The sequence below is a fragment of the Clostridium perfringens genome (assembly GCF_016027375.1).
In the GTDB taxonomy this organism is placed as follows: Bacteria; Bacillota; Clostridia; order Clostridiales; family Clostridiaceae; genus Sarcina; species Sarcina perfringens.
The window spans coordinates 3,142,683-3,166,567 of record NZ_CP065681.1 but is presented as its reverse complement, the minus strand read 5'-3'; the positions used below and the strand labels follow the sequence as shown (position 1 = coordinate 3,166,567).

The window sequence follows — 23,885 nt, the reverse complement described above, 5'->3', positions numbered from 1 at the left end:
AAGAGCTTGTAGATAAACACTAATTGTTCTTAAATCCAGAGAGAGTAAGTATGCCAGATATAGATTCTGACTTCTGTTATGAGGGAAGACAAAGGGTTATAGACTATGTTGTTGAAAAGTATGGTCACGATAATGTATCACAGATTATAACTTTTGGAACAATGGCAGCGAGAGCGTGTATTAGGGACGTAGGTAGAGCTATGAATTACACTTATGCAGAGGTTGATAGAATAGCTAAACAAATACCTACAGTTCTTGGGGTAACAATAGATAAGGCTTTAGATTTAAATCCAGAGCTTAAAACAATATATGATACTGAAGAGAGAGTAAAAGAACTTATTGATGTAAGTAGAAGGCTAGAAGGGCTTCCAAGACATTCATCAACTCACGCTGCGGGAGTAGTTATAGCTTCTCAGCCTTTAGTTGAGTATGTTCCACTTCAAAAAAATGATGAATCCATTGTAACTCAATTTGATATGACAACCCTTGAGGAACTTGGTTTATTAAAAATGGACTTCTTAGGTCTTAGAACCTTAACTGTTATGCGTGATGCTGTGGATATGATCAAGTATAACAGAGGAGTAGAAATAGATTTAGATAATTTAGACTTTGATGATAAAGAAGTTTATAAAATGATTGGTGAAGGAAATACAGTAGGGGTATTCCAGTTAGAGTCAGCAGGAATGACATCTTTCATGAAAGAACTTAAGCCAGACTGTTTAGAGGATATCATAGCGGGAATATCATTATATAGACCAGGTCCTATGGCAGAAATACCAAGATATATAAGTGGTAAAAGGGATCCAAAGTCAGTAGAATATATAGTTCCTGAACTTGAAAACATATTAAATGTAACCTATGGAGTTATGGTTTACCAAGAGCAGGTTATGGAGATTGTTAGAAAATTAGCAGGATATTCCATGGGAAGAAGTGACCTTGTTAGAAGAGCTATGTCTAAGAAAAAGCATAAGGTCATGGAAGAAGAGAGAAAGAACTTTATATATGGAATTGAAGATGAAAATGGAAATATAGAGGTTCCAGGTTGCTTAAGAAATGGTATTTCAGCTGAGGCTGCTAATAAAATATTTGACTCTATGATGGACTTTGCATCCTATGCATTTAACAAAAGTCATGCTGCTGCTTATGCCGTAATAGGATTCCAGACAGCTTATCTTATGAGATATTATCCAGTAGAGTTTTTAGCTGCTATGCTTAACTCTGTTATGGGTAACAGTGATAAGGTATCTGAATATATAAGAAGTGCAGAAAAGCTTGGAATTCAGGTATTACCACCAGATATAAACGAGAGTTATACTAAGTTTACAGTTAAGGGTGATACTATAAGATTTGGTATGGGAGCTATAAAAAATGTAGGGGTAAATGTTGTAGAAAACATAGCTAAATCAAGGGATGAAAAGGGTAGATTCATTTCCCTTATGGATTTTTGCAATAAAATAGACTTAAGTATTGTAAATAAAAGATCAGTAGAAAGTTTAATAAAAGCTGGTACATTTGATAGCTTAAAGGTTTATAGATCACAATTACTATCTGTTTTTGAAAAAATAATGGATGGGGTATATTCTCAGAGAAAGAAAAACATAGATGGACAAATGTCATTGTTTGGAGCACTTCAAGAGGAAAGTGAATCAAACTTAGAAATAAGATACCCAAACATAAAGGAATTCAACAAGAAATATATGCTTGCTATGGAAAAGGAAATGACAGGACTTTATATGAGTGGTCATCCACTAGATGATTATGAAAAGCCTTTAAAGGAGCAAACATCAATAACTATAGAAAAAATAATAGAAGCTCAAAAGAATTTAAATGAGCAAAAAAATGTTGAATTAGAAGATTTAGTCTTAGACAGTTCTTTAACTGATGGAACTAGAGTTATTATAGGAGGAATTCTTACTAATGTTTCTAGAAAGGTAACTAGAAATAATACTCTTATGGCATTTGCAAAAGTAGAGGACTTAACTGGCTATTTAGAATGTGTTATCTTCCCTAAAACCTTAGAAAAATGTAATGCACTAGTAAATGAGGACTCCTTTGTTTTAATAAGGGGAAGAGTTTCTCTAAAGGAAGATGAGGAGCCAAAAATACTTTGTGAAGATATACAACCACTAGAATTAATAAATTCTTCAAAGGTGTATATAAAGGTTGAAGATAGAGAAAAAGCTAATATGATAGTTAAGCCTTTAAGAGTTTTATTATCACAATATAAAGGTGATTCTCCAGTTTATATATTTGCAGCAAAGGAAAAAGCATCTTTTAGATTAAACAGAGATATGTGGGTTGATTTAGATACAGATGTAATAGACTTTTTAATTAGCAAATTTGGAGAAGGAAATGTAAAAGTAGTTGAAGGTTAATATTATAATTCAGAGATGAAAGAAAAGTTTAAGTGTTTTTATAAAGAGTGAAATTTAAAAATTAATCTTATAATATTAAACTTAAAATTTGTTAAAACTAAATAAAATAGGAAATGAATGTCCACTTTAGAAGGAAAACTAGAGTATAAAATATTTTTTTAATAGAATGGGTATTAACGATTACTTATTGAGTTTGAGGGAGATATTTTAAATGAAGCACTAGTAACAGTCTTTTTAAAAGTGGACTTTTTTTTAAAAAGTGCTAAAATTAATTTGTAAATTTTCTTAAAATTAAAAAAATAAAATTTTTTTAAAATAAGTGCATAAATTTATTATATTAAAATTTATGATTTGTTTTAAGGATGAGATATAGTGAAATTTAACTTAGAATTTTTTATATTTAATTAAATATTAAAAAGATTTTAGAGCATAATAATAATTGAAAAAATTATCATATATCGAGTTTTTTTCTTTAATTCTACACAAAAAGGTTGAAAATAAGCACTACTTTAAGTACAATTAATTGTGGTAGAATAGTATTAATAAAGTTGCATAGGGTATTTAAATTTTTGATAAAATTTAAATTAGAATAAAATTTAAAATAGTTTAAAATTGATAAACATTTAACATATATAAATAATATCTTAAAAATGTGGGTAATATTTGACACTGTTGGGACTTAGTTTGTCCCAAGTGGTGTAGAGGAGGAAAATATTATGAAAAAGATTGCTGTTTTAACAAGTGGTGGAGATGCACCAGGAATGAACGCTGCCTTAAGAGCGGTTACAAGAATGGCTTTACACCATGGACTTGAAGTAATGGGAGTTCAAAGAGGATACGCTGGATTAATAAATGGAGAACTATTCAAAATGGATAGAAAATCTGTTTCAGAAATCATAAACAGAGGTGGTACAATCTTAAGAACTGCTAGATGTTTAGAATTCAAACAAGAAGAAGTAAGAGAAAAAGCTGCACAAATATTAAAAGCTTACGGTGTTGAAGCTTTAGTAGTTATAGGTGGAGATGGATCATTCATGGGAGCTAAACTTCTTTCAAAATTAGGAGTTAAGACTGTTGGATTACCAGGAACAATCGATAACGACTTATCTTACACAGATTACACTATAGGATTTGATACTGCATTAAACACAGTAGTAGATGCTATAAACAAATTAAGAGATACATCAACTTCACACGAAAGAGTATCTATCGTAGAAGTTATGGGAAGAAACTGTGGAGACCTTGCTTTATATGCTGGTATCGCAGGTGGAGCAGAAGCTATAATAGTTCCAGAAATGCCATTTGATAAAGATGAATTAATCAAAACTATCTTAGAAGGTAGAACAAATGGAAAAACTCACAGCATAATAGTTGTTGCTGAAGGAGTTGGAGGATCAGCTGAATTAGCTAAAGAAATAGAATCTGTAACTGGTATAGAAACTAGAGCTACAATTTTAGGTCACATCCAAAGAGGTGGATCACCAACTGCTGATGATATAGTATTAGCATCAAGAATGGGAGCTAAAGCTGTAGAAGTTTTATTAGAAGGAAAAACTTCAAAAGTTATAGGAATTAAAGAAAATAGAATATTCGATATGGATATAGATGAAGCTTTAGATATAGAAAGAAGCTTTGACGAAAGTCTTTACGAAATGGCTAACGCTATAAACAAATAATTTGAGTTAATGACATAATAAATTTTTTAAATTTATTATTTATTATATATTTTAAACTTAGGGTTAATTTTTTTACGAGGGAGTGTTTTTTAAATGAGAAGAACAAAATTAGTATGCACTATCGGACCAGCTAGTGAAAACGAAGAAATCTTAACAAAAATAATCGAAGCAGGTATGAACGCTTCAAGACACAATTTCTCACATGGTGACCATGAAGAACATAAAGGAAGAATGGTTAAAGTAAGAGAAATATCAAAAAAATTAGGTAAAGAAGTAGCTATATTATTAGATACTAAAGGACCTGAAATAAGAACTGGAAAATTCGAGCCAAGCAAAGTTGAATTAACTGCTGGAACTGAATTTACTATATATGCTGGAGCAGAAGACGTAATAGGAGACACTACTAAGTGTTCAGTTACATATGCTGGATTAGCTAAAGACGTTAAAGCTGGAGATACTATCTTAATAGACGACGGTTTAGTTGGATTAGAAGTTGTATCTGTAGAAGGAAACGCTGTTAAATGTGTAGTAAGAAACACTGGATTAGTTGGAACTCACAAAGGAGTTAACGTTCCTGGAGTATCAATAAAATTACCAGCTATGACTGATAAAGATAGAGCTGACTTAATATTCGGTTGTGAAATGGGCGTTAACATGGTTGCTGCTTCATTCATAAGAAAAGCAGAAGACGTTAAAGCTATAAGAGAAGTATTAATTGCTAACGGTGGAGCTGATATACAAATATTCTCAAAAATCGAAAACCAAGAAGGTGTTGATAACATAGATGCTATCATCGAAGCTTCAGACGGTATCATGGTAGCTAGAGGAGACCTTGGTGTTGAAATACCAATGGAAGACGTTCCTTCAGTTCAAAAAATGATCATCGAAAAATGTAACAATGCTGGAAAACCAGTTATAACTGCTACTCAAATGTTAGACTCAATGATGAGAAACCCAAGACCAACAAGAGCTGAGGTTTCAGACGTAACTAACGCTATCTTAGATGGTACTGATGCTATCATGTTAAGTGGTGAGTCAGCTAACGGAAGCTGGCCAGTAGAAGCTGTTGAAACTATGGTTAAAATAGCTACTAAATCAGAAGAAATGTTAAGCTACGAATTAGCTTCATCAAAAGCTAAAAAACATATACCAGCTGTACCAGGAGTTATCTCAAGAGCTGCTTGTAATGCTGCACACGAGTTAAAATCAGCTGCTATAGTTTCATTAACTCAATCAGGAGCTACTGCTAAGAGAATATCTCAATGCAGACCAGATGCACCAATCGTTACTGTAACTCCAAATGAAAGAGTTGCTAAGAAAGTTGCTTTATGCTTCGGAGTTTACCCAGTTGTTGCTGAAAATGCTACAATGGAAAACGCTGTTGAAATAGCTAAAAATGCTGGATTCGTTAAAGCTAATGACACTGCTGTAGTTGTTGCAGGTGTACCAGCTAACGAAGGAAACACTAACATAGTAAAAGTTGAAGTTGTAAAATAATTTTATAACTGATTATAAAAATAGGTAGATTATTCTACCTATTTTTTTATGAAAACATACTCTCATTACTTAAATATTTATGAGAGTATGTTTTTGTTGTTTAATATAAAAATTTTTTGGTTTATATTTTTATTAATTAAAAATATAAATTTTGAAAGGTTATAAAGTTAGATAAAATATTATAATCTTAAATGGAAAAATGAGTAGATTTTAAAGAAGTTTAATTGTTAATAAAATGTTAATAAAAGATTGAGAGTTTAAAAATGTAAATATTTTAAAATAAAATGAAGATAAAAATAAATTATATTAAATAAAATCTATAAAAATATATAGTTAACAAAAAGTTAACAATATTTTTATGACAAGTAAAAGAAAATAGTGTATATTAGATAGTGCTTATGAAATAATATAAGTAGAATCAAATGGCAACTGATTCCAAGATGAAAAAGTACTTGATGACTGATACCATCGAGTGCTTCTTTTTTTATTTAAAATTATTAGATTAATATAGTTTTATAGTATAAATTTAATATAAATACAAAAAATAACCTCAAATAATATTTTGAGGAGGATTTGAATATGACAAGATTAGCATGTTCAGCTCATAATTGTGTTAACTATGTTAATGGAATGTGTTCAGCTTTGACTATTGAAGTTGATGGAGAGAGTGCAGAGAATAAACAAGAAACCTGTTGCAATACCTTTGCACCAAGAACCTTTGTTAATGCAATTAAAAGTGCATTTAATACTAATTATGCTGGAACAATAATGCAAGCACTAGATAGTCAGGAAGATGTAGATCATAAAATAAAATGCTATGCTATGAATTGTACATATAATGTTGGAATGACTTGTACTTCTACTGATATACAAGTTTTTGGACCAGAAGCTACAACATCTACTTCAACTGAATGTGAAACTTTTTATAAAAAATAATTATTAAAAGCTAGAACTAAAATATTAAATTTTAGGTTCTAGCTTTTTAATTATATGGTAAAATATATTCTTAAGAAATTAATATAAATCACTTCAAAATTAATTAAATAAATGATATTTTATAGTAAGTACTTAAAGGAACTATTATATATATTTATTAGTATGATGATAAAAATCTTGTGTTAAGTAAAAAGGTATAAGAAAATAAATATTTAAAATAAATTATTATTTTAAATTTGATATTTAGAATTTGTTAGGCGGTTATTAAAAAATAGTTTAATTATTTGTGGAATATAAGGGGGAGTAAAATGAATGAGTTAGGTAAGATTGCTGTAATTACTGGAGCAACTAGTGGAATAGGGAAGGAATATGCTTTTCAACTAGCTAAAAAAGGATATGATTTAATATTAGTAGGTAGAAGAGTTGAAAAAATTAAAACTGTTGCAGAAGAGATAGAGAATAATTTTAAGGTTAAGACACATGTAGAAATTTTAGATTTAACTGATGATAATAAACTTGATGATTTTATAAAAAGATTAGAGAAAAAAGATAACATAGAATTTTTAGTGAATAATGCAGGATATGGAGCTGATGATTCCTTTACAAGGGATGAGTATAGTAAGCAGTATGATATGGCAAAGGTTCATATGTTAGTTACTATGAAACTTTGTCATAGCTTAAGCAAGAAGATGAAAGAAAATAATAAGGGATACATAATAAATGTTAGCTCTATGGCTGGATTTAACGTATTTCCAAGTTCAGCAATGTATTGTTCAACAAAGGCTTTCTTAATAAGTTTTACTCAATGTTTAGCCATGGAACTTTTAGAGAATAATATAAAGGTTCAATGCCTTTGTCCTGGATTTACTAGAACAGATTTTCATAGTAAGTTAAACATGGAAGAGAGTAAATTGCAAAATAAAGGTTTTGTAAGATGGATGAGTACAAAAGAAGTGGTGGAAATAAGTTTGAAAAATATAAATAAGAAATTAAAGGTAATAGTTATTCCTGGATTTTGTAATAAATTTTTATATTTTGTTAGCAAGTTTACACCTAGATGGCTCTATTATAAGGTAGCTATAAAGGGATGGGAGTTAATGGACTAATATTATGTAGGAGATTAGAGATAATAGTTTTACTATTAGAATTAAATCTGGTTTAAATTAATATTAGACATTAATTTATTTAGTATCTCATTTCTTAAAAGAATTAAGAAGATTTTTTTAATATAAAAAATTAAAGAGGTAAATTGGATTGATAAAGTTAAGGAGGATTAAATGGAAAAATTTCTGAAAAAACTACTAAGTAGAGCATTTATAGTTGGATTTCTTATATTCATACAGTTTGTTATACTTATGGGGGCAATATGGAAAGTAAGCGAAGATTTCATATATGTATATTTTCTGTTTATCTTTATTAGTATAGTAGTATTTATTTATATTGTTAGTAGAAAAGATAATCCATCCTATAAATTAGCATGGGCGGTTCCTGTATTATTAGTTCCTGTCTTTGGAGGATTATTTTATTTAATATTTGGTGGAAATAAGACAAGCAAAAAGTTTAGAAAACAAATAAAAGCTTCTTATGATGAAACAGCACATTTATTATATAATGATAGAAAAGTTTTAGATGAGTTAGAAGAACAAGATAAAAGTATAGCTAATCAATCAAGGTACATAGCTGATTACTCTCAGTTTCCAGTATATAAAAATACTACAACAGAGTATTTATCTCCTGGAGAAGTGTTTTTTGAAAGATTAAAAGAAGAGTTGAAAAAAGCAAAGCATTACATATTTATGGAATATTTCATAGTACATGAAGGTGTTATGTGGGACTCTATTTTAGAAATATTAGAGGAAAAGGTTAAAGAAGGGGTAGAGGTTAGATTCGTTTATGATGATATGGGGTGTTTAGGTACTTTACCATATAAATATAATGAAGTTTTAGAGGCTAAGGGAATTAAATGTATGGTGTTTAATCCTTTTGTACCCCTTTTATCCTTAAGAATGAATAACCGTGATCATAGAAAAATAACTGTTATAGATGGGCATACTGGGTTTACTGGGGGAATAAACTTAGCTGATGAATACATAAATGAAATTGTTAGATTTGGACATTGGAAGGATGCCTCCATAATGATAAAGGGGGATGCTGTTTGGAATTTAACAGTTATGTTTCTTCAAATATGGAATTTCTATAGTGAAAGAAAAGAGCAGTATGAAAAATATTACCCATATTTTCATCATGAAGATGAATTTGAAAGTGATGGATATGTTCAGCCCTATGGAGATAGTCCTTTAGATGATGAAATAGTAGGGGAAAATGTATATTTAAATATTATAAATAAGGCAAAGGACTATGTTTATATAAATACTCCATACCTTATTATTGATAATGAGCTTGTTACAGCGCTTACTCTTGCTGCTAAAAGTGGAATAGATGTTAGAATAGTTACTCCTCACATTGAGGACAAATGGTATGCTCATATAGTTACAAGGGCCTATTATCCTCAGCTTATAGAATCTGGTGTTAAGATATATGAATATACTCCAGGATTTATTCACTCAAAGACCTTTGTCTCTGATGATGAAATAGGAATAGTAGGTACTATTAATATGGATTATAGAAGTTTATATCTTCATTTTGAATGTGGAGTTTGGCTATATAAAACTAAATCTGTAGGACAGATAAAAGATGATTTCTTAAAAACTTTAGAAAAATGTCAAAGAATAACTTTAGAAGATTGTGCTAAGGTTAAAGTTCCTACTAGAATTTTAAGGTCTATAATAAGAGTATTTGCTCCACTTATGTAATTAAAATAGTAATAGTAATTAAAAAGTTCTAGAAGAATTTAAAGCTTATTTTTTTCATTTATGTAATTAAAATAGAAAAAATTAAGTTGTAAAGTTTTGCTAAGTAATTTAATAAAGTAAAGTTTAAAATAATATAATTCAACATAAAAATTTGGAAAAGGAGGCTAAAATATAGCCTCCTTTTTGGTGTTAGAGTAAAAATTTATTATTTTCTTTCGAAACTTCCACAATCAGTACATTCTGTAGAAGATGCTTCAGCAGTGTGCTTTACAACTTCGATTTTGTTTAGAGTACAATAATTGTCCTCATTACAATGGTACTTACATTCATGAACTGTACATCCGATACTTGAATTGTGTTTCATAATAAATTCCTCCTTAAATTAAGAACCTCTTTGTTGGAACTACCAACAGTATATATAATGTGTAAAAAGGAGTTTATTTATACTGGAATTTGAATCTATGAATGGATATAGTTGTTTGAATAAAAAAATATATGATAGAATTTATTTAGTTTAATGTTGAAAGCGTGGAGCAAAAAGAGATTTTATTTAATTTTTAAAATTATGTAATTAAAAATAAGTTTTATCTTAAAAGAAAGGTTTTTTATGAATTTACTTTGGAGGAAGTTATGTTTAAGAATTTAACTTTTAATGAAAATGAGAAGAAGTATATACAAATAGCAAGGTATATTAGGGAGCTTATTAATAGAGGCGTTTTAATAGAAGGAAGTAAACTGCCTTCCTCAAGAGAGATTAGCAGTATTTTATCAATAGGAAGAAATACTATTATGTCTGCTTATGAAATTTTAGAAAGTGAAGGCTTTGTTGAAACCATAAAAGGTAAGGGAACTTTTGTAAAAAAAGAATTTTCTAATGAGAAATCTACTAATGTTTCATCAATGAAGAAAGAAAACTCTGAAATTAAAGAGGATAATAAGTGGAATATTGATTGGAAGTATAAAACTAATGAATATGGAGTATTAGCTGAAAGTTTAGATATTATAAAAAGTGAAGAGAAGTGGGAAAAGGGAATGATTTCTTTTAAAAGTATAGCTCCTCCAGGAAATCTTTTTAATATTGAGGAGTTAAAGAGATCCTTTTCTAATAGAATTGCCTTAGAAAAACATAAAATAGTTAATTATGGTTATGCTGTGGGATATAAACCTTTTATAGATTATTTAAAGGATTATATGAAAGAAAAGGGTGCTTATTCAGAGGAAAAAGAAATAATAGTAACTAATGGATTTACAGAAGGACTAGATATGATGCTTTCTGCATTTACAAAAGAGGGAGATTATATACTTTGTGAAAATCCAACTCATAACACAGCTTTAAAAATAATGAAGACTCACAAACTAAATATTATTGGAGTTAAAATGACCAAAGATGGCATGGACATAGAGGATTTAAATAAAAAAATTAAAAAATTTGGGGAAAAGATTAAATTTTCTTACTTAATTCCCTCATATCATAACCCAACAGGAGTTGTGGCATCTATTAAAAAAAGAGAAGAGGTATATAATATTTTAAAAGATGCTGGTATTCCTATTATAGAGGATGGTTTTAATGAGGAGCTTTTATATGAAAGTTCACCAACTATTCCTTTAGCATCCTTAGATAGAGAAAGTAATGGAGTAATATACATAGGAAGTTTTTCTAAAATATTATTTCCAGGTTTAAGAATAGGATGGGTATATGGAGATAAGAAAATAATAGGGATATTAGAAAGCGTAAAAAGATGTAGAAATATCCACACCTCCTTCTTAGATCAAGGAATTCTTTATGATTTCATGATAAGTGGAGCCTTTGAAAAGTATATTAAGAAAGTTAGAAAAGTTTATAAGGAAAAATATAAATTTACTAAGAGGATTATAGAAAAATATATTAAAGAAGCAGAAATTTGGGGTGAAGGTGGACTCTATATGTTCTTAAAAATAAAAGGCGTTGATACAAGAGAGCTTTTAAAAAGGTGCTATGATAGGGGAGTTCTCTTTATGCCTGGAGATTTATTTTATATAGATAAGGACCTTTACCTAGAAAAAGAAAATAGAGTGTTTTCTTTAGAGGGACATAATATTAAAGGGCGAGAGAAGAGAGATACCTTAAGGATTGGTTTTACAAGGCTTTCAGAGGAAGAGATAGAAAAGGGAATAAAGATAATAGGTGAGGAAGTTAAGAGTATTTTAACTTAATCTAGTAGAAAAAGCTTATTAATAGTGCGTTGTAAAAGGTAATTTCATATGATAAACTTTAAAAGTTAGTTATTATGAAATAAAACATATAGAATAGATGATTAAATATATAAGGGAGTTTTAGTTGATGGTTGAAAAGAATAAAGAATATATTTTTGATATAATCTCTCAAGGATATGAGGGTGAAGGAATAGCTAAAATTGATAATAAATACCCAATTTTTATTGAGGGAGCTTTAAAGGGCGAAAAGGTTAAAGTAAGAATAGTTAAGGTTAATAAAAATTTTGCTTATGGAAAACTTATGGAAGTATTAGAAGCTTCAGAGGAAAGAGTTAATCCACCTTGTGCTATTTATAAAAGATGCGGTGGATGTAAGCTTCAGCACGCTTCTTACAAAGCACAATTAGATTTTAAATGGGATAGAGTTAAGGACTGTGTTAGCAAGATTGGAAAGTTAGATCCTAGTATAGTTAAATATCCTTTAGGAATGGAGAATCCTTGGAGATATAGAAATAAGGTTCAATTACCAATAGGATTAATTAATGGAGAGGTTAAAATAGGATTCTTTGCTCCAAGAAGTCATGATATTATCGACATGGAATCTTGCTTAATTCAAGATGAAATAGGAGATAAGGTTGTTAAACTTACTAGAGAGTGGATAGAGAAATTTAATATAAGACCATATAATGTAGATGGTGAGTATGATGAAAAGGGAATAGTAAGACATATAATGATAAGAAGAGGTTTTACAACTAATGAGGTTATGGTTGTCTTAGTTACAAATGGAGAAAAACTTCCTCATAAAGAAGAGTTTGTAGACTTAATGGTTAAAAATATTCCTGGAATAAAGAGTGTTATACAAAATATAAACTTAAAGAAAACTAATGTAATATTAGGATTAGAAAGTAAAACTCTATGGGGAGAAGATACAATATCAGATTACATAGGAGACTTTAGATTCAACATATCTCCATTATCATTCTTCCAAGTAAATCCTACTCAAACAGAGGTTTTATATGGTAAGGCTTTAGAATATGCAAATCTTACAGGAAATGAAGAGGTGTTTGATGCATATTGTGGAACAGGAACAATAACATTATTCCTATCACAAAAGGCTAAAAAGGTTTATGGAGTAGAAATAATTCCGCAGGCCATAGATAATGCTTGGATAAATGCAAAGGAAAATAAAGTAGAGAATGTGGAATTCTTCGTTGGAGAATCAGAAGTGGTGATTCCAGACTTAATAAATAAGGGAGTAAAAGCTGATGTGGTAGTAGTAGATCCGCCAAGAAAAGGGTGCGATAAAAAATTACTAGATGCCATAACAAATATAAATGCTAAAAAAATAGTATATGTAAGCTGTGATCCAAGCACCTTAGGAAGAGACTTACAAGTATTAGAAGAGAATGGCTATAAAACTTTAGAAGTTCAACCAGTGGATATGTTTCCTAATACATCTCACGTAGAAAATGTAGCTAAGTTAATAAAAAAATAATTGTAAAGTTTAAAATTATTAGTGTGACTGAGTTGTGACATACTAATGACAGAGTTGAAACCAGAGCTTTTTTAGTGATATTAAGGGATGTGCTAGAATTGACGGACTTTTTTTACTCTTTATATATAGGGAATTAAAAAAATAGTATAAAAAAATGAAATTTATTTAATTGTATATATATAGTGAGTAGAAAATATATAAAGTTCATCAAGGTTCGTCGCAAGTCAGTGATACCAATGGTTCTGGAGTTGACGGACTTTTTTAAAACCAGTCACAAAACTGCTTGCATTTACAAAAAGTCAAAAAACTTAATAAAAAATCAAAAAAGTAGTACCCTCTAAAGGCAGAAAAAAGAGCCTTTGGAGGATTTTTATTTTATAAAAAAGCATTGAAAAATTCAATTAAGACAATAGGAAAAGTAAGAGAATTATTATTTTTAAGAAATATTATTAATAAAAGTTGTTCTCCATTTAGATGGAGATAAATTGAATTTTTTCTTGAAGGCTACTGAGAAATTAAATTGATTAGAATAACCTAATAATTCAGCAACTTGAGAAATAGATAAACTTTTATCTTTTAATAAATTGCAAGCTTGTAACATTTTATACTGAATTAAAAATTCTTGTGGGGTTGTATTCATATGTTTTTTAAATATACGAGTAAAATATGATTTACTTAGATTACATCTATTTGATACGTCTTCAACTGAAATATTGCGATTATAGTTTTCTTCAATAAAATTTAATGCTTCGCGGATATATAGTTCATTTAGAGTATCAAGTTCATTTAAGGTACTATTTAATGAGAATTCTATTAGAGAATTAATAAAGAGGTATAGATGTCCTATTAGAAAGCTAGGATTTTTTTTGTTATTACTGATAATAGATTTCATTTCTTCAATGATTTTAAGAGAGTTTATGCTTTCTTTAAGTTTAAATATAGGATTAGCAGGAGTTAGACCAGCTTCTTCCATATAAAGTTTTGCTTTTATTCCATTAAATTCAATCCACATATAATGCCATGGATCATTTTCATCAGATTGATATGAGCATATTTCATTTGGGCAGATTAAAAATCCTTCACCAGGAGAGACCTCATAATATTTTTTTTCAAATGTTTTTGGATCAACAGAAAAAAATTTCCCTTTACCAGATATAACATAATGAAATAAATAATTATTTTTTACTGTTGGGCCTACTGAGTGTAATGGATCGCATTTTTCAGAACCGAATTGAATTGGTTTTAAATCTATATAATTTTCATTATTAAATACATAAGTTTCAAACTTAGACATAAGTAACCTCCAAAATATATTATAAAAATATGAAATATATGATGATTTTACAAAAGTACAGATATTAATATATTTAAGAACAATAATAACATTCTTTAATAACGTTTTCAATGGTAAAATTTAAGTATAGTTACAAATTATTAAAAATTAATAAACTTAAATTATAAAAGTTTTAAGGGGGAACAAAAATGAGAAAGAGGTTTAAACTAGTAGCTCTTAGCTTATGTACTTTATTTTTATCTGGATGTGGTAGTAAAGGTCAGGAGAAAGTTGGTAAATCTAATGATGGAACTGTAACACTTTCCTATGCAATATGGGATTCAGGACAAGAAAAAGGGTTACGTAAGTTAGCTGATGAATTTGAAAGTAAAAATCCAAACACAAAGATTAATATACAGGTAATAGGATGGAATGATTATTGGACAATGCTAGAAGCAGCTGCAACTGGGGGATCATTACCAGATACATTTTGGATGCACTCTAATGAAATTCATCGTTATGGATCAAATGGAATGTTACTTAGTCTAAATGATTATATTAAAAATAGTGAAGTAGTTGATTTGAAAAACTTCCCAGAGGGGTTAAATGAAATTTACAACATAAATGATAATCAATACGCAATTCCAAAGGATTTTGATACTATTGGATTATGGTATAACAAGAAAATGTTTGATGAAGCTCAAATACCTTATCCTGATGAAACTTGGAATTGGGATAAATTATATGAAGTTTCAAAGAAATTAACAAAGGCAGATGGAAGCCAATTTGGAGTATTAGCACCATTGCATAATCAAGAGGGATATTATAATTTTGTATATCAAAATGGTGGAGATATTATAACTGATGACAAGAAGTCAGGATATGATAACCCTAAAACTATAGAGGCTATGAATTATTATTTTAATCTTTCTAAAGAAGGATTATCTCCTAAAATTTTTAATGACAAAGAAAGAGCAGAGGCATTACAAAATGGACAAGCAGCTATGGGATTCTTTGGTTCTTGGAATTTAGGTTCTTTTGCTGATAATGAATATATGGCTAAAAATTTTGATGTTACTGTTTTACCTTCATCAAATGATGGAAAAAGAGCAACAATATTCAATGGTTTAGGTAACGCTATTTCAGCTAAAACAGAGCATCCAGAGGAAGCTTGGAAATGGGTAGAATATTTAAGCTCAAAAGAAGGACAAGAAAAACAAGGTGAATTAGGTATAGCAATTCCAGCATATAATGGAGCTGCTGATATATGGGCAAAGAACAATACTACTTTTAATACAAAAGCATTTGTAGATATGTTAGATTATGCTCAAATAAGACCATATTCTAATTCTACAGCTAAATGGGAAGATAAGGCTACTGAAATTTTAAAGAAAGCATATCTTCAAGATATGTCAGCTGAAGAAGCTTGTAAAGAGATTGCTAAAATGATGAATGACTATTTGAATCAAGAAAAGTAAATCAAAATGAAAAAACAATAGTGAAAATAAAAAGTAGCTATTGTTTTTTTATTAAATATAAGGAGAAATAATTATGGAACTTAGAAAAAACAATTTATTTAAAAGACTTTTTGTTCCTAATAGAAAGAGAAAGGAATGGATTTGGGGATATTTTTTAGTAGCTCCCACTATTATAGGGTTAATTATTCTAAATATTATACCAATATTTCAAGTGTTAAAAATGAGTTTTTACAAAAGTGGTGATTTTGGTAGAAATGATATTTTTATAGGATTTGAAAATTATATAAGATTACTAGGTGATGAGCAAGTATGGCAAGCAACTATTAATACTTTAAAATATACATTCTTTGTTGTTCCATTAAACGTAATCATTGCGCTTATTTTAGCTACAATATTAAATAAAAAGATAAAGGGAAGAGATATTTATAGAACTATTTATTTTATTCCAATGGTAGCCACACCAGCTGCTATAACAATGGTTTGGAAATGGTTATATAATACACAATTTGGATTAATAAATCATTTGCTTGGAAAGATAGGAATTCCTAAGATAGATTGGATAAATGACCCTAAAATAGCTATATACTCAATAATAATTATTGGGGTTTGGAGTACTATTGGATATAGTATGGTACTTATATTAGCAGGACTTCAAGAAATACCAAAAGATTATTATGAGGCAGCTACTATTGATGGAGCTAACTCTGTAAATCAATTTTTCAATATAACACTTCCTTTAGTTTCACCAACATTATTTTTTGTAATTGTTACAAATATAATTCAGTCTATGCAAGTGTTTGATGTTATTTATATGATGATAGATATAACAAGCCCTGCTTACGATAAAACAGTATCACTTGTTTATTTATTCTATAATAATGCATTTAAGTATTCAGATAAAGGGTATGGATCAACAATCATTATATTATTATTAATTATTATTTTAATATTTACATTTATCCAAATGAAGTTGCAGAAGAAATGGGTAAATTACATGTAGATAAGGAGTGAGTTAAATGGAAGGAAAGAAAATATCTAGAATATTTATGCATTTATTTTTAATTATTATAGCAATAATCATGATATTACCCTTTGTATGGATGGTATTAACATCATTCAAATCAGTAACAGAATCTACTCAGATGAATCCTTTTGTTATTTTTCCAAGTCAGTGGAGAATAGAGAATTATATAGAAGTTATAAAGGGAAATGACTTTTTAGCATTATATATAAATACATTTTTAATGATGATTTTTAGAGTGATTTGCTCAGTTTTATTTAGTGCAATGGCAGCCTATGCCTTTGCAAGATTAGAATTTCCAGGAAGAAATTTTCTGTTTGGATTAGTCTTATTCCAAATGATGATTCCAGCGCAAGTTTTTATAATTCCACAATATTTAATGATAGACCAGATTAACATGAGAAATACTATTTTTGCCCTTGTTTTTCCAGGACTAGTTAGTGCCTTTGGAACCTTCCTTTTAAGACAATTTTTTATGGGATTACCAAAGGAGTTAGAGGAAGCCGCATACTTAGATGGATGTAATATAGGACAAACATTTTTTAAAGTTATGTTACCTTTAGCAAGATCAGGATTAGTTGCCTTAAGCATATTTACAGCATTATTTGCATTTAAAGATTTAATGTGGCCATTAATTGTTAACTCAAATACAGATGCGGCTACTTTATCATCTGCATTATCAAAAATTCAAAGTGCTTATTCTGTAAATTATCCTCAACTTATGGCAGCATCAGTACTAGCAATATGGCCTATGTTAGCTGTGTATATTATTTTCCAAAAACAATTTATTGAGGGTATAGCAACTTCAGGAGGAAAACTTTAAAAATACTTTTTAGATAGGAGAATTAAAATGCCGATTATTTTTCATAAAGAATTGAAGGAATTTCATTTATATAATAAAGAAATTAGCTATATTATTCATATTCTACCTAATGGACATGTTGGAAATTTATATTTTGGTAAAAAAATAGATCCCTATAAAACATATAATCATTTGTTTGAAGGTATTTATAGACCTTTAGCTGCTTATGTATATGAAGGGGATAACAAATTTTCTTTACAGAATACTAGGCAAGAATATCCAACCTTTGGTCTTTCTGATTTTAGGAAGGGAGCATTTTTAATAAAACAAGAAAATGGTAGTGAAATTTCAGACTTTAAATATGAAAGTCATAAAATAATAGAAGGAAAATTAAAATTAAAAGGGCTACCACAAACCTATGTTGAAAACAAAGAAGATGCAACAACATTAGAAATCACATTATTAGATGAGGTAATAAAAAGTAAATTGAAGCTCTATTTTACTATATTTGAAGATAGAGCAGTTATTACAAGAAGTGCTAGTTTTTTAAATCTTAGTAATAAGTCAATAAATATAGAAAAGGCAATGAGTTTTAATTTAGATTTACCTGATTCTAATTATAATATGATTCAGCTTAATGGGGCATGGGGAAGAGAAAGACATGTTTATGATAGAAGCATTAAAGAAGGGACTCAAGGGTTTTATAGTTTAAAAGGAGCTAGCAGTGCAGAGTTTAATCCTTTTTTAGCTCTTAGGAGATCAAATACAGATGAGTTTTCAGGAGAAGTTATAGGATTTTCATTAGTTTACAGTGGAAACTTTATGGCAGAAATTGATGTAGATACTTATAATCAAACTAGAATTATGATGGGAATTCATCCTGATAGATTTAGCTGGCCTTTAAATTTAAATGAAGAATTTTATACTCCAGAAGTAGTTATAGTTTATTCTGATAAGGGACTAAATTACATGAGTCAAGTATATCATAGTCTGTATAGAGAGTGCTTAATGAGAGGAAAATGGAAAAATAGCGTAAGGCCTATTCTTTTAAATAGTTGGGAAGCACTTAGCTTTTCTATTGATGAAGAAAAAATAAAAGAGTTAGCTACAAATGCTTCAAAGCTTGGAGTAGAACTTTTTGTTTTAGATGATGGATGGTTTGGAAAAAGAAATAATGATAATGCTGGCCTAGGAGATTGGACTGTAAATAAGGAAAAGTTTCCTAATGGATTAAATGAAATAATAGAGTATATAAATAAACTTGGTATGGACTTTGGTATCTGGATTGAACCAGAAATGGTTAATAAGGAGAGTGAACTTTATAGATCTCATCCAGATTGGATTATTCATGATCCTAATAGAAAACCTTCCCATACAAGAAATCAATATACATTAGATTTTTCTAGGGATGAAGTAGTTGACCATATATATAACCAGATAGAAAAGTTACTTTCTGATTATAATATTTCCTACGTAAAATGGGATATGAATAGATATATAACTGAATGTTATAGCAAGGATAAAGGAGCAAATTTACAAGGTACTGTATATCACAAGTATATATTAAATGTTTATAAGTTATATGATAAATTGACAACAAGATTCCCTAATATACTTTTTGAATCATGTTCTAGTGGAGGGGCTAGGTTTGATCCAGGTATGTTATACTATGCACCTCAAACTTGGACTAGTGATAATACTGATGCTATAGAACGTATAAAAATTCAATATGGAAGCTCCTTAGTTTATCCTTTAATATCTATGGGAAGTCATGTATCAGAATCTCCAAATCAACAAGTATTTAGAGAAACTGCATTAGAAACAAGAGCAAATGTAGCATATTTCGGTAACTTAGGATATGAGCTTGACGTTAATAATTTATCGGATGTTGAGAAAGAAGAAATAAAGAAGCAAATACAGTTTTATAAAGAAAATATAGAAGTTTTTCAATTTGGTAAATTTTATAGAATAAAGAATCCGTATAACAATAATATTTCTGCTTGGATGGTTAAATCAAATGATGAGAAGACTATTATTCTTGGATGTTATAAGCTTTTAAATCATGCCAATGAAGGAAAGGAAAGAGTAAAGTTATTTGGATTAGACAAAGATGGGGATTATAAGTTGAGTTATCCTTATGAAAAAGAATTTAAGGGTGATGAACTTATGAATGTTGGAATTTCAATGAATGATGATTATTTTTGTAATAGCGGAAATGATTTTTCATCAGTACTTTATTTATTAAGAAAAATATAAATTTAATATATTTTAATAATTAAAGGAGGAATCTGTATATGAAATTTTTCTCGAAATTCAAAAAGGTAAACGTATTTCTTATTTTATTTGCTTTTATAGGTACAATTTTCTTGAGTAGTTTTAGTAAATTAGTTTTAGCTGATGAGAATGAATATGTACTTACAAATGTAATAAATGGCTTAATACCTACTACTAATAGTAAACATATGATTATTAGTGGGAATTCTACTGTACCACAAGTATCAATATTACATCCAGACTCAGCAACTGATGGAGATAATTCATCTAGTAATGATGATAGTTTAAATACTAAAGTTATAGTTGGAGAAGAAACAGGAGGATTAGATAATGGATATAGTAAATGGGAACCTGTTTTTCTACAATATGATTTTAAAAAAATTCGTCCAGTAAAAGAAATCAAAATTTATAGAAATACTTATGATAATGCAATATCAACATTCAAAGATGTAAAAGTAGAATTATCAACTAGTCCAAATTTTGAAAAAGATAATACATCTGTTGTGTTTGAAAAGCAAGATATTATTGAAAGTAGAGAAAGTAAAGGTAATCCTCAAATTATAAGTTTAGATAAAGCTATTGATGCTCAATATATCCGAATTTGGGGAAAGGGACATTATATTGAAAATACTAATAGTTCATGGAAAGGATATAGCAATGGAAATCTTTATAATGAAATAGAAGTTATGGCTAATGTTCCAAAGTCTGAAGTACCAACTCAGCCAGACAATATTCAGTCTAGAAATCTAGCAAGTGGAAAGCTTCCGTATGTTTATGGATTAGAGCCAAGTAATATAGAAGCAATTACAGATGGAAAAATAGATGATAATTATGCTGTACACAATAGTATGGGAAATAACTGGCTTCAATTTGAATATAAAAATACTTATAAATTTAATAGTATAAAGTTTAAATTAGAACCAGGGAACTATAAATCTGTTAAAGTAGCTATTTCTAATTCTCCAAACAATGGATTTAAAGAGGTTTTTAGTAAAATAAATTGGATACAAAATAATGATTTAGAAGTAATAAATTTACCTTCTAATACTAAAGGCAGATATATTCGTTTTACAATTGATAAAGATGGAAAGAGTAAAACAAAATATTCTGAGATTGAAATATGGGGAACAGGAAATAATTATGATGAAAGTAAAGATGAGTACGTTGAACCACAATCCAAATATAATGAACTTGTTTGGAGTGACGAGTTTAATGGTGAAAAAATAGATGAGAATAAATGGACTATTATAGATGGAATGGTTAACCATGGTGCAATCTATAATAGGGGAGCAGTAAGCATAAAAAAGGATGGCAATAATAGCTATTTAGCAATAAACACTAAAAACTTTAATAGCACAGAAGAATTAATTAAGGCTGTTGGAGTAGATAATTATTTAGGACAAAGTATAAATAAACAAAAAGTTACTTGGTCATCTGGAAGAATTGAATCAAAAAATAAATATTCTTTTCAATTTGGACGTATGGCAGTAAGGGCAAAAGTAAATGATTCTCAAGGAATTTGGCCAGCAATATGGATGTTATCTCAAGATGAAACAGGCCATGATGAAATAGATGTTTTAGAATATTTAGGACAAGATCCTTGGGGTGCATGGACAACTAATCACTTTGGAATATTAGGAAAAAATAAAGCTTCTAATGGAATTAGAAATAGTAATTATGAGGCTTGGAGTCAAGATTTTCATGTCTTTGAAGTTGAATGGGATCCAGAATTTATAAAATGGTATATAGATGGAAAGGAAGTATTTCAAAGTACTCAAGGAAGAGATGATGGCAGAGATGGTATGCATACTAGACCTATGTTCCCAATATTAGAGACACAAGTTGGAGATGGTTGGGTTGGTGATGTTGATTATAATAAGCAAAATACAAAGCAAAATTCAGATTATTTAATTGATTGGATAAGAGTATATCAAATGCCTAATCAAGCAAATGTAAAATTTGATGATTTAAGAAGTCTTGATAAGAAAGAAAATAAAGGATATGAAGTAACTCCTTATTCTCATACAAATAATTTAATAAAATTATCAGATGGAGATTTAAATGAAGAAAACAAGGATAATTTTTACTATGGGGGTCAACCTAGATTAGAAAATAATCGTATAGCTGTTGGAGAAAATGGAGGTAGAGAATCTATAATTTATAATGTTACTAATGTTAAAGATATACATTTAACTACTTACTATCAAACTATTGAAGATAAAATCACATGGAATAGAAGTGCAGGTGCATATGAAGGATATTCAATTAGATCATCATTAATAAGTGGTAATATAGATTTTAAATTATTTACATCAGATGACGGAGAAATTTGGAATGAAGTTAGAAATGTAAAAATAGTAGATAATTTTGTAGAAAAACATCCAGGATATGCCAGAACAACATTTGATGCTTATAATTTACCAAAGAATACTCAATTTATAAAAATTGAATTTCCACAATATAAAAATGTAAAATATAGATTAAATAGTTGGGCTATAAAAGATGTGAAAAATACTGATATTCAATTAGCTAAAGTAACTTTTTTACAAAATAAATAAAATAAATTCACTCAAAATTTTATTTGATAATTTTGAGTGAATTTATTCATTATAAGACCATATGATTAATATTATAATGTTTTAAGATCAGTTTATAAAAGGAGTTTAGAGTTATTATAAGTAAATGACAGTAAGTAAAAAAAATAGTATACTTAATTAAATTGGTTATTTAAAATTATTAAATTGTATGGAGGGTAAAATATGAGTAATTTAGATTGTTTTTTAAGCTTATTAATTGGAAATTTTGATAACTTTGAACAATTCAAGGATTTTGAAAATAATGGAGTTAAGGATTTCCCATTTGCAGAACATGTTAATACAGTTTGTAATAATAAGATAAAAAATTTGCCGGAAAATTTTAAAGGGAAATTTCTTTTAGAAGAAAGCTATTATACTTCTAATGGTAAAACACATGCATCACCACATCTATTTTTGTTTACAGAAGAAACAAAAGGAATAAAGCTTACTTCTTATGAAATTCCAGAAGGTTATGATAAAAAATCTTTTAATTATGAAAATATGAATTTAATAGATTATTCAGATCTTAAAATATCTGAAAAATTTACTCCTGCTTTTTATGTGTTTAAAGAAAATTTCTGGGAAGGTGGAAGTGTTAGTAACTTCTCTCCTATTATGAAATTTACTTTATTTGAACGTTTTTCAGAAAAACAATTAGAGGTATCTGAAACTATAGAGGTCAATGGAAAAAGAACCTTTGGATATGATGATCCTATTATTTATAAAAGAAAATAATTAATTTTATAGTAAGTACATGTCTTAATTGATATGTACTTTTTTAATATCCATTTTATGAAAAAATATAAAGTTAATGTTATAATTTATTAATAGAAATCAAAAGGGGGAGATTCTTTTGGCTCAGCAATATACTAAAAAAATGATTCGTAGCGTATTTATAGAGTTGTTAAATGAAAGACCGCTAAATAAGATTACTGTAAAAGATATAGCATCAGCTTGTGGAATTAATCGAAATACTTTCTACTATTATTATTCAGATATGTATGAGCTTTTATCTGAACTTTTTCAAACTGAGCTTCAAAATGTTATAGATGAATATAATGATACCATGTCTTGGGAGGAAAGCTTTGTACTAGCAACAAGGTTTGCCTTAGGAAATAAGAAAGTAATTTATCATGTATATAATTCAATGCAGAGGGAAGAATTAGTTAATTATATTTACAATGTTTCAGGAAACATGATGGAGAGGTATGTTAAGAAGTTAAGCCATGGAATAAATGCTTCTGAATATGACATGAAACTAATAGCAACTTTCTATCAATGTGCACTTACAGAAATGGTAATTCAATGGATTTCTTCTGGAATGAAGGAAGATCCAGATGCCATCATAAGAAGAATAGGAAAATTATTTGATGGAAATATAAAATTATCACTTCAGCGTAGTGAAGAGTTTAATAAAATCGGTGAGAAATAATTTATAGGATTAATAAATTAATCAGGAAATACCCTAATGATTAA

Annotated in this window: 16 protein-coding genes and 1 pseudogene; 15 read left to right on the top strand and 2 right to left on the bottom strand. The window is 28.7% G+C overall.

The window, feature by feature from the left end:
• Positions 1-26 precede the first annotated feature (26 nt).
• The 6 genes and pseudogenes from dnaE to cls all read left to right on the top strand — a co-directional run.
• A pseudogene (gene dnaE / locus I6G60_RS14635) lies at positions 27-2,375 on the top strand (DNA polymerase III subunit alpha); the annotation flags it as partial.
• Between the two features lie 716 nt (positions 2,376-3,091).
• On the top strand, positions 3,092-4,051 hold the full coding sequence (gene pfkA, locus I6G60_RS14630) for a 6-phosphofructokinase (RefSeq protein WP_003455617.1): 960 nt from the start codon (positions 3,092-3,094) through the stop codon (positions 4,049-4,051).
• A 93-nt stretch (positions 4,052-4,144) separates the two neighbouring features.
• On the top strand, positions 4,145-5,548 hold the full coding sequence (gene pyk, locus I6G60_RS14625; RefSeq protein WP_011590151.1) for a pyruvate kinase: 1,404 nt from the start codon (positions 4,145-4,147) through the stop codon (positions 5,546-5,548).
• Between the two features lie 579 nt (positions 5,549-6,127).
• Positions 6,128-6,484, top strand: coding sequence for a DUF1540 domain-containing protein (locus I6G60_RS14620; protein ID WP_003479007.1), 357 nt, complete (start codon positions 6,128-6,130; stop codon positions 6,482-6,484).
• A gap of 308 nt (positions 6,485-6,792) precedes the next feature.
• Positions 6,793-7,590 carry an SDR family NAD(P)-dependent oxidoreductase gene (locus tag I6G60_RS14615; protein WP_011590152.1) on the top strand — a complete coding sequence of 266 codons (798 nt, stop codon included), beginning with the start codon at positions 6,793-6,795 and terminating at the stop codon, positions 7,588-7,590.
• Positions 7,591-7,761: 171 nt separating this feature from the next.
• Complete coding sequence (gene cls, locus I6G60_RS14610) at positions 7,762-9,297, top strand: cardiolipin synthase (RefSeq protein WP_057230510.1); 1,536 nt, start codon at positions 7,762-7,764, stop codon at positions 9,295-9,297.
• Between the two features lie 205 nt (positions 9,298-9,502).
• On the opposite strand, the gene I6G60_RS14605 is transcribed toward cls, so the two are convergent.
• Positions 9,503-9,661, bottom strand: a complete 159-nt coding sequence (locus I6G60_RS14605; protein WP_003479004.1) for a DUF1540 domain-containing protein — start codon at positions 9,659-9,661, stop codon at positions 9,503-9,505.
• 266 nt (positions 9,662-9,927) lie between these two features.
• On the opposite strand from I6G60_RS14605, the gene I6G60_RS14600 reads away from it, so the two are divergent.
• Both I6G60_RS14600 and rlmD read left to right on the top strand, forming a co-directional pair.
• Entirely contained in the window at positions 9,928-11,490 is a 1,563-nt protein-coding gene (locus I6G60_RS14600) for an aminotransferase-like domain-containing protein (protein WP_061414392.1), read from the top strand.
• A 127-nt stretch (positions 11,491-11,617) separates the two neighbouring features.
• Entirely contained in the window at positions 11,618-12,985 is a 1,368-nt protein-coding gene (gene rlmD / locus I6G60_RS14595; RefSeq protein ID WP_111744014.1) for a 23S rRNA (uracil(1939)-C(5))-methyltransferase RlmD, read from the top strand.
• A 436-nt stretch (positions 12,986-13,421) separates the two neighbouring features.
• Here the strand turns inward: rlmD and I6G60_RS14590 are convergent, their stop codons facing one another.
• The gene (locus I6G60_RS14590) at positions 13,422-14,279 is read right to left on the bottom strand and encodes an AraC family transcriptional regulator (protein WP_003461121.1); all 858 of its coding nucleotides are present in this window, start codon (positions 14,277-14,279) and stop codon (positions 13,422-13,424) included.
• A 188-nt stretch (positions 14,280-14,467) separates the two neighbouring features.
• On the opposite strand from I6G60_RS14590, the gene I6G60_RS14585 reads away from it, so the two are divergent.
• The 7 genes from I6G60_RS14585 to I6G60_RS14555 all read left to right on the top strand — a co-directional run bounded on the left by I6G60_RS14585 (position 14,468) and on the right by I6G60_RS14555 (position 23,841).
• Positions 14,468-15,736, top strand: a complete 1,269-nt coding sequence (locus I6G60_RS14585) for a sugar ABC transporter substrate-binding protein (protein WP_197925499.1) — start codon at positions 14,468-14,470, stop codon at positions 15,734-15,736.
• A gap of 73 nt (positions 15,737-15,809) precedes the next feature.
• Complete coding sequence (locus I6G60_RS14580) at positions 15,810-16,736, top strand: carbohydrate ABC transporter permease (RefSeq protein WP_003455606.1); 927 nt, start codon at positions 15,810-15,812, stop codon at positions 16,734-16,736.
• A gap of 16 nt (positions 16,737-16,752) precedes the next feature.
• A complete protein-coding gene (locus I6G60_RS14575) occupies positions 16,753-17,580 on the top strand; it encodes a carbohydrate ABC transporter permease (protein ID WP_003461150.1) in 828 nt (275 codons plus the stop codon).
• A 27-nt stretch (positions 17,581-17,607) separates the two neighbouring features.
• Entirely contained in the window at positions 17,608-19,815 is a 2,208-nt protein-coding gene (locus tag I6G60_RS14570; protein ID WP_111744015.1) for an alpha-galactosidase, read from the top strand.
• Between the two features lie 38 nt (positions 19,816-19,853).
• A complete protein-coding gene (locus I6G60_RS14565; protein WP_111744016.1) occupies positions 19,854-22,391 on the top strand; it encodes a family 16 glycosylhydrolase in 2,538 nt (845 codons plus the stop codon).
• A gap of 201 nt (positions 22,392-22,592) precedes the next feature.
• Positions 22,593-23,144 (top strand): hypothetical protein, encoded by a 552-nt coding sequence (locus tag I6G60_RS14560; RefSeq protein ID WP_061414539.1) that lies wholly within the window; start codon positions 22,593-22,595, stop codon positions 23,142-23,144.
• A gap of 118 nt (positions 23,145-23,262) precedes the next feature.
• The gene (locus I6G60_RS14555) at positions 23,263-23,841 is read left to right on the top strand and encodes a TetR/AcrR family transcriptional regulator (protein ID WP_003455253.1); all 579 of its coding nucleotides are present in this window, start codon (positions 23,263-23,265) and stop codon (positions 23,839-23,841) included.
• The last annotated feature ends 44 nt before the right edge of the window (positions 23,842-23,885 follow it).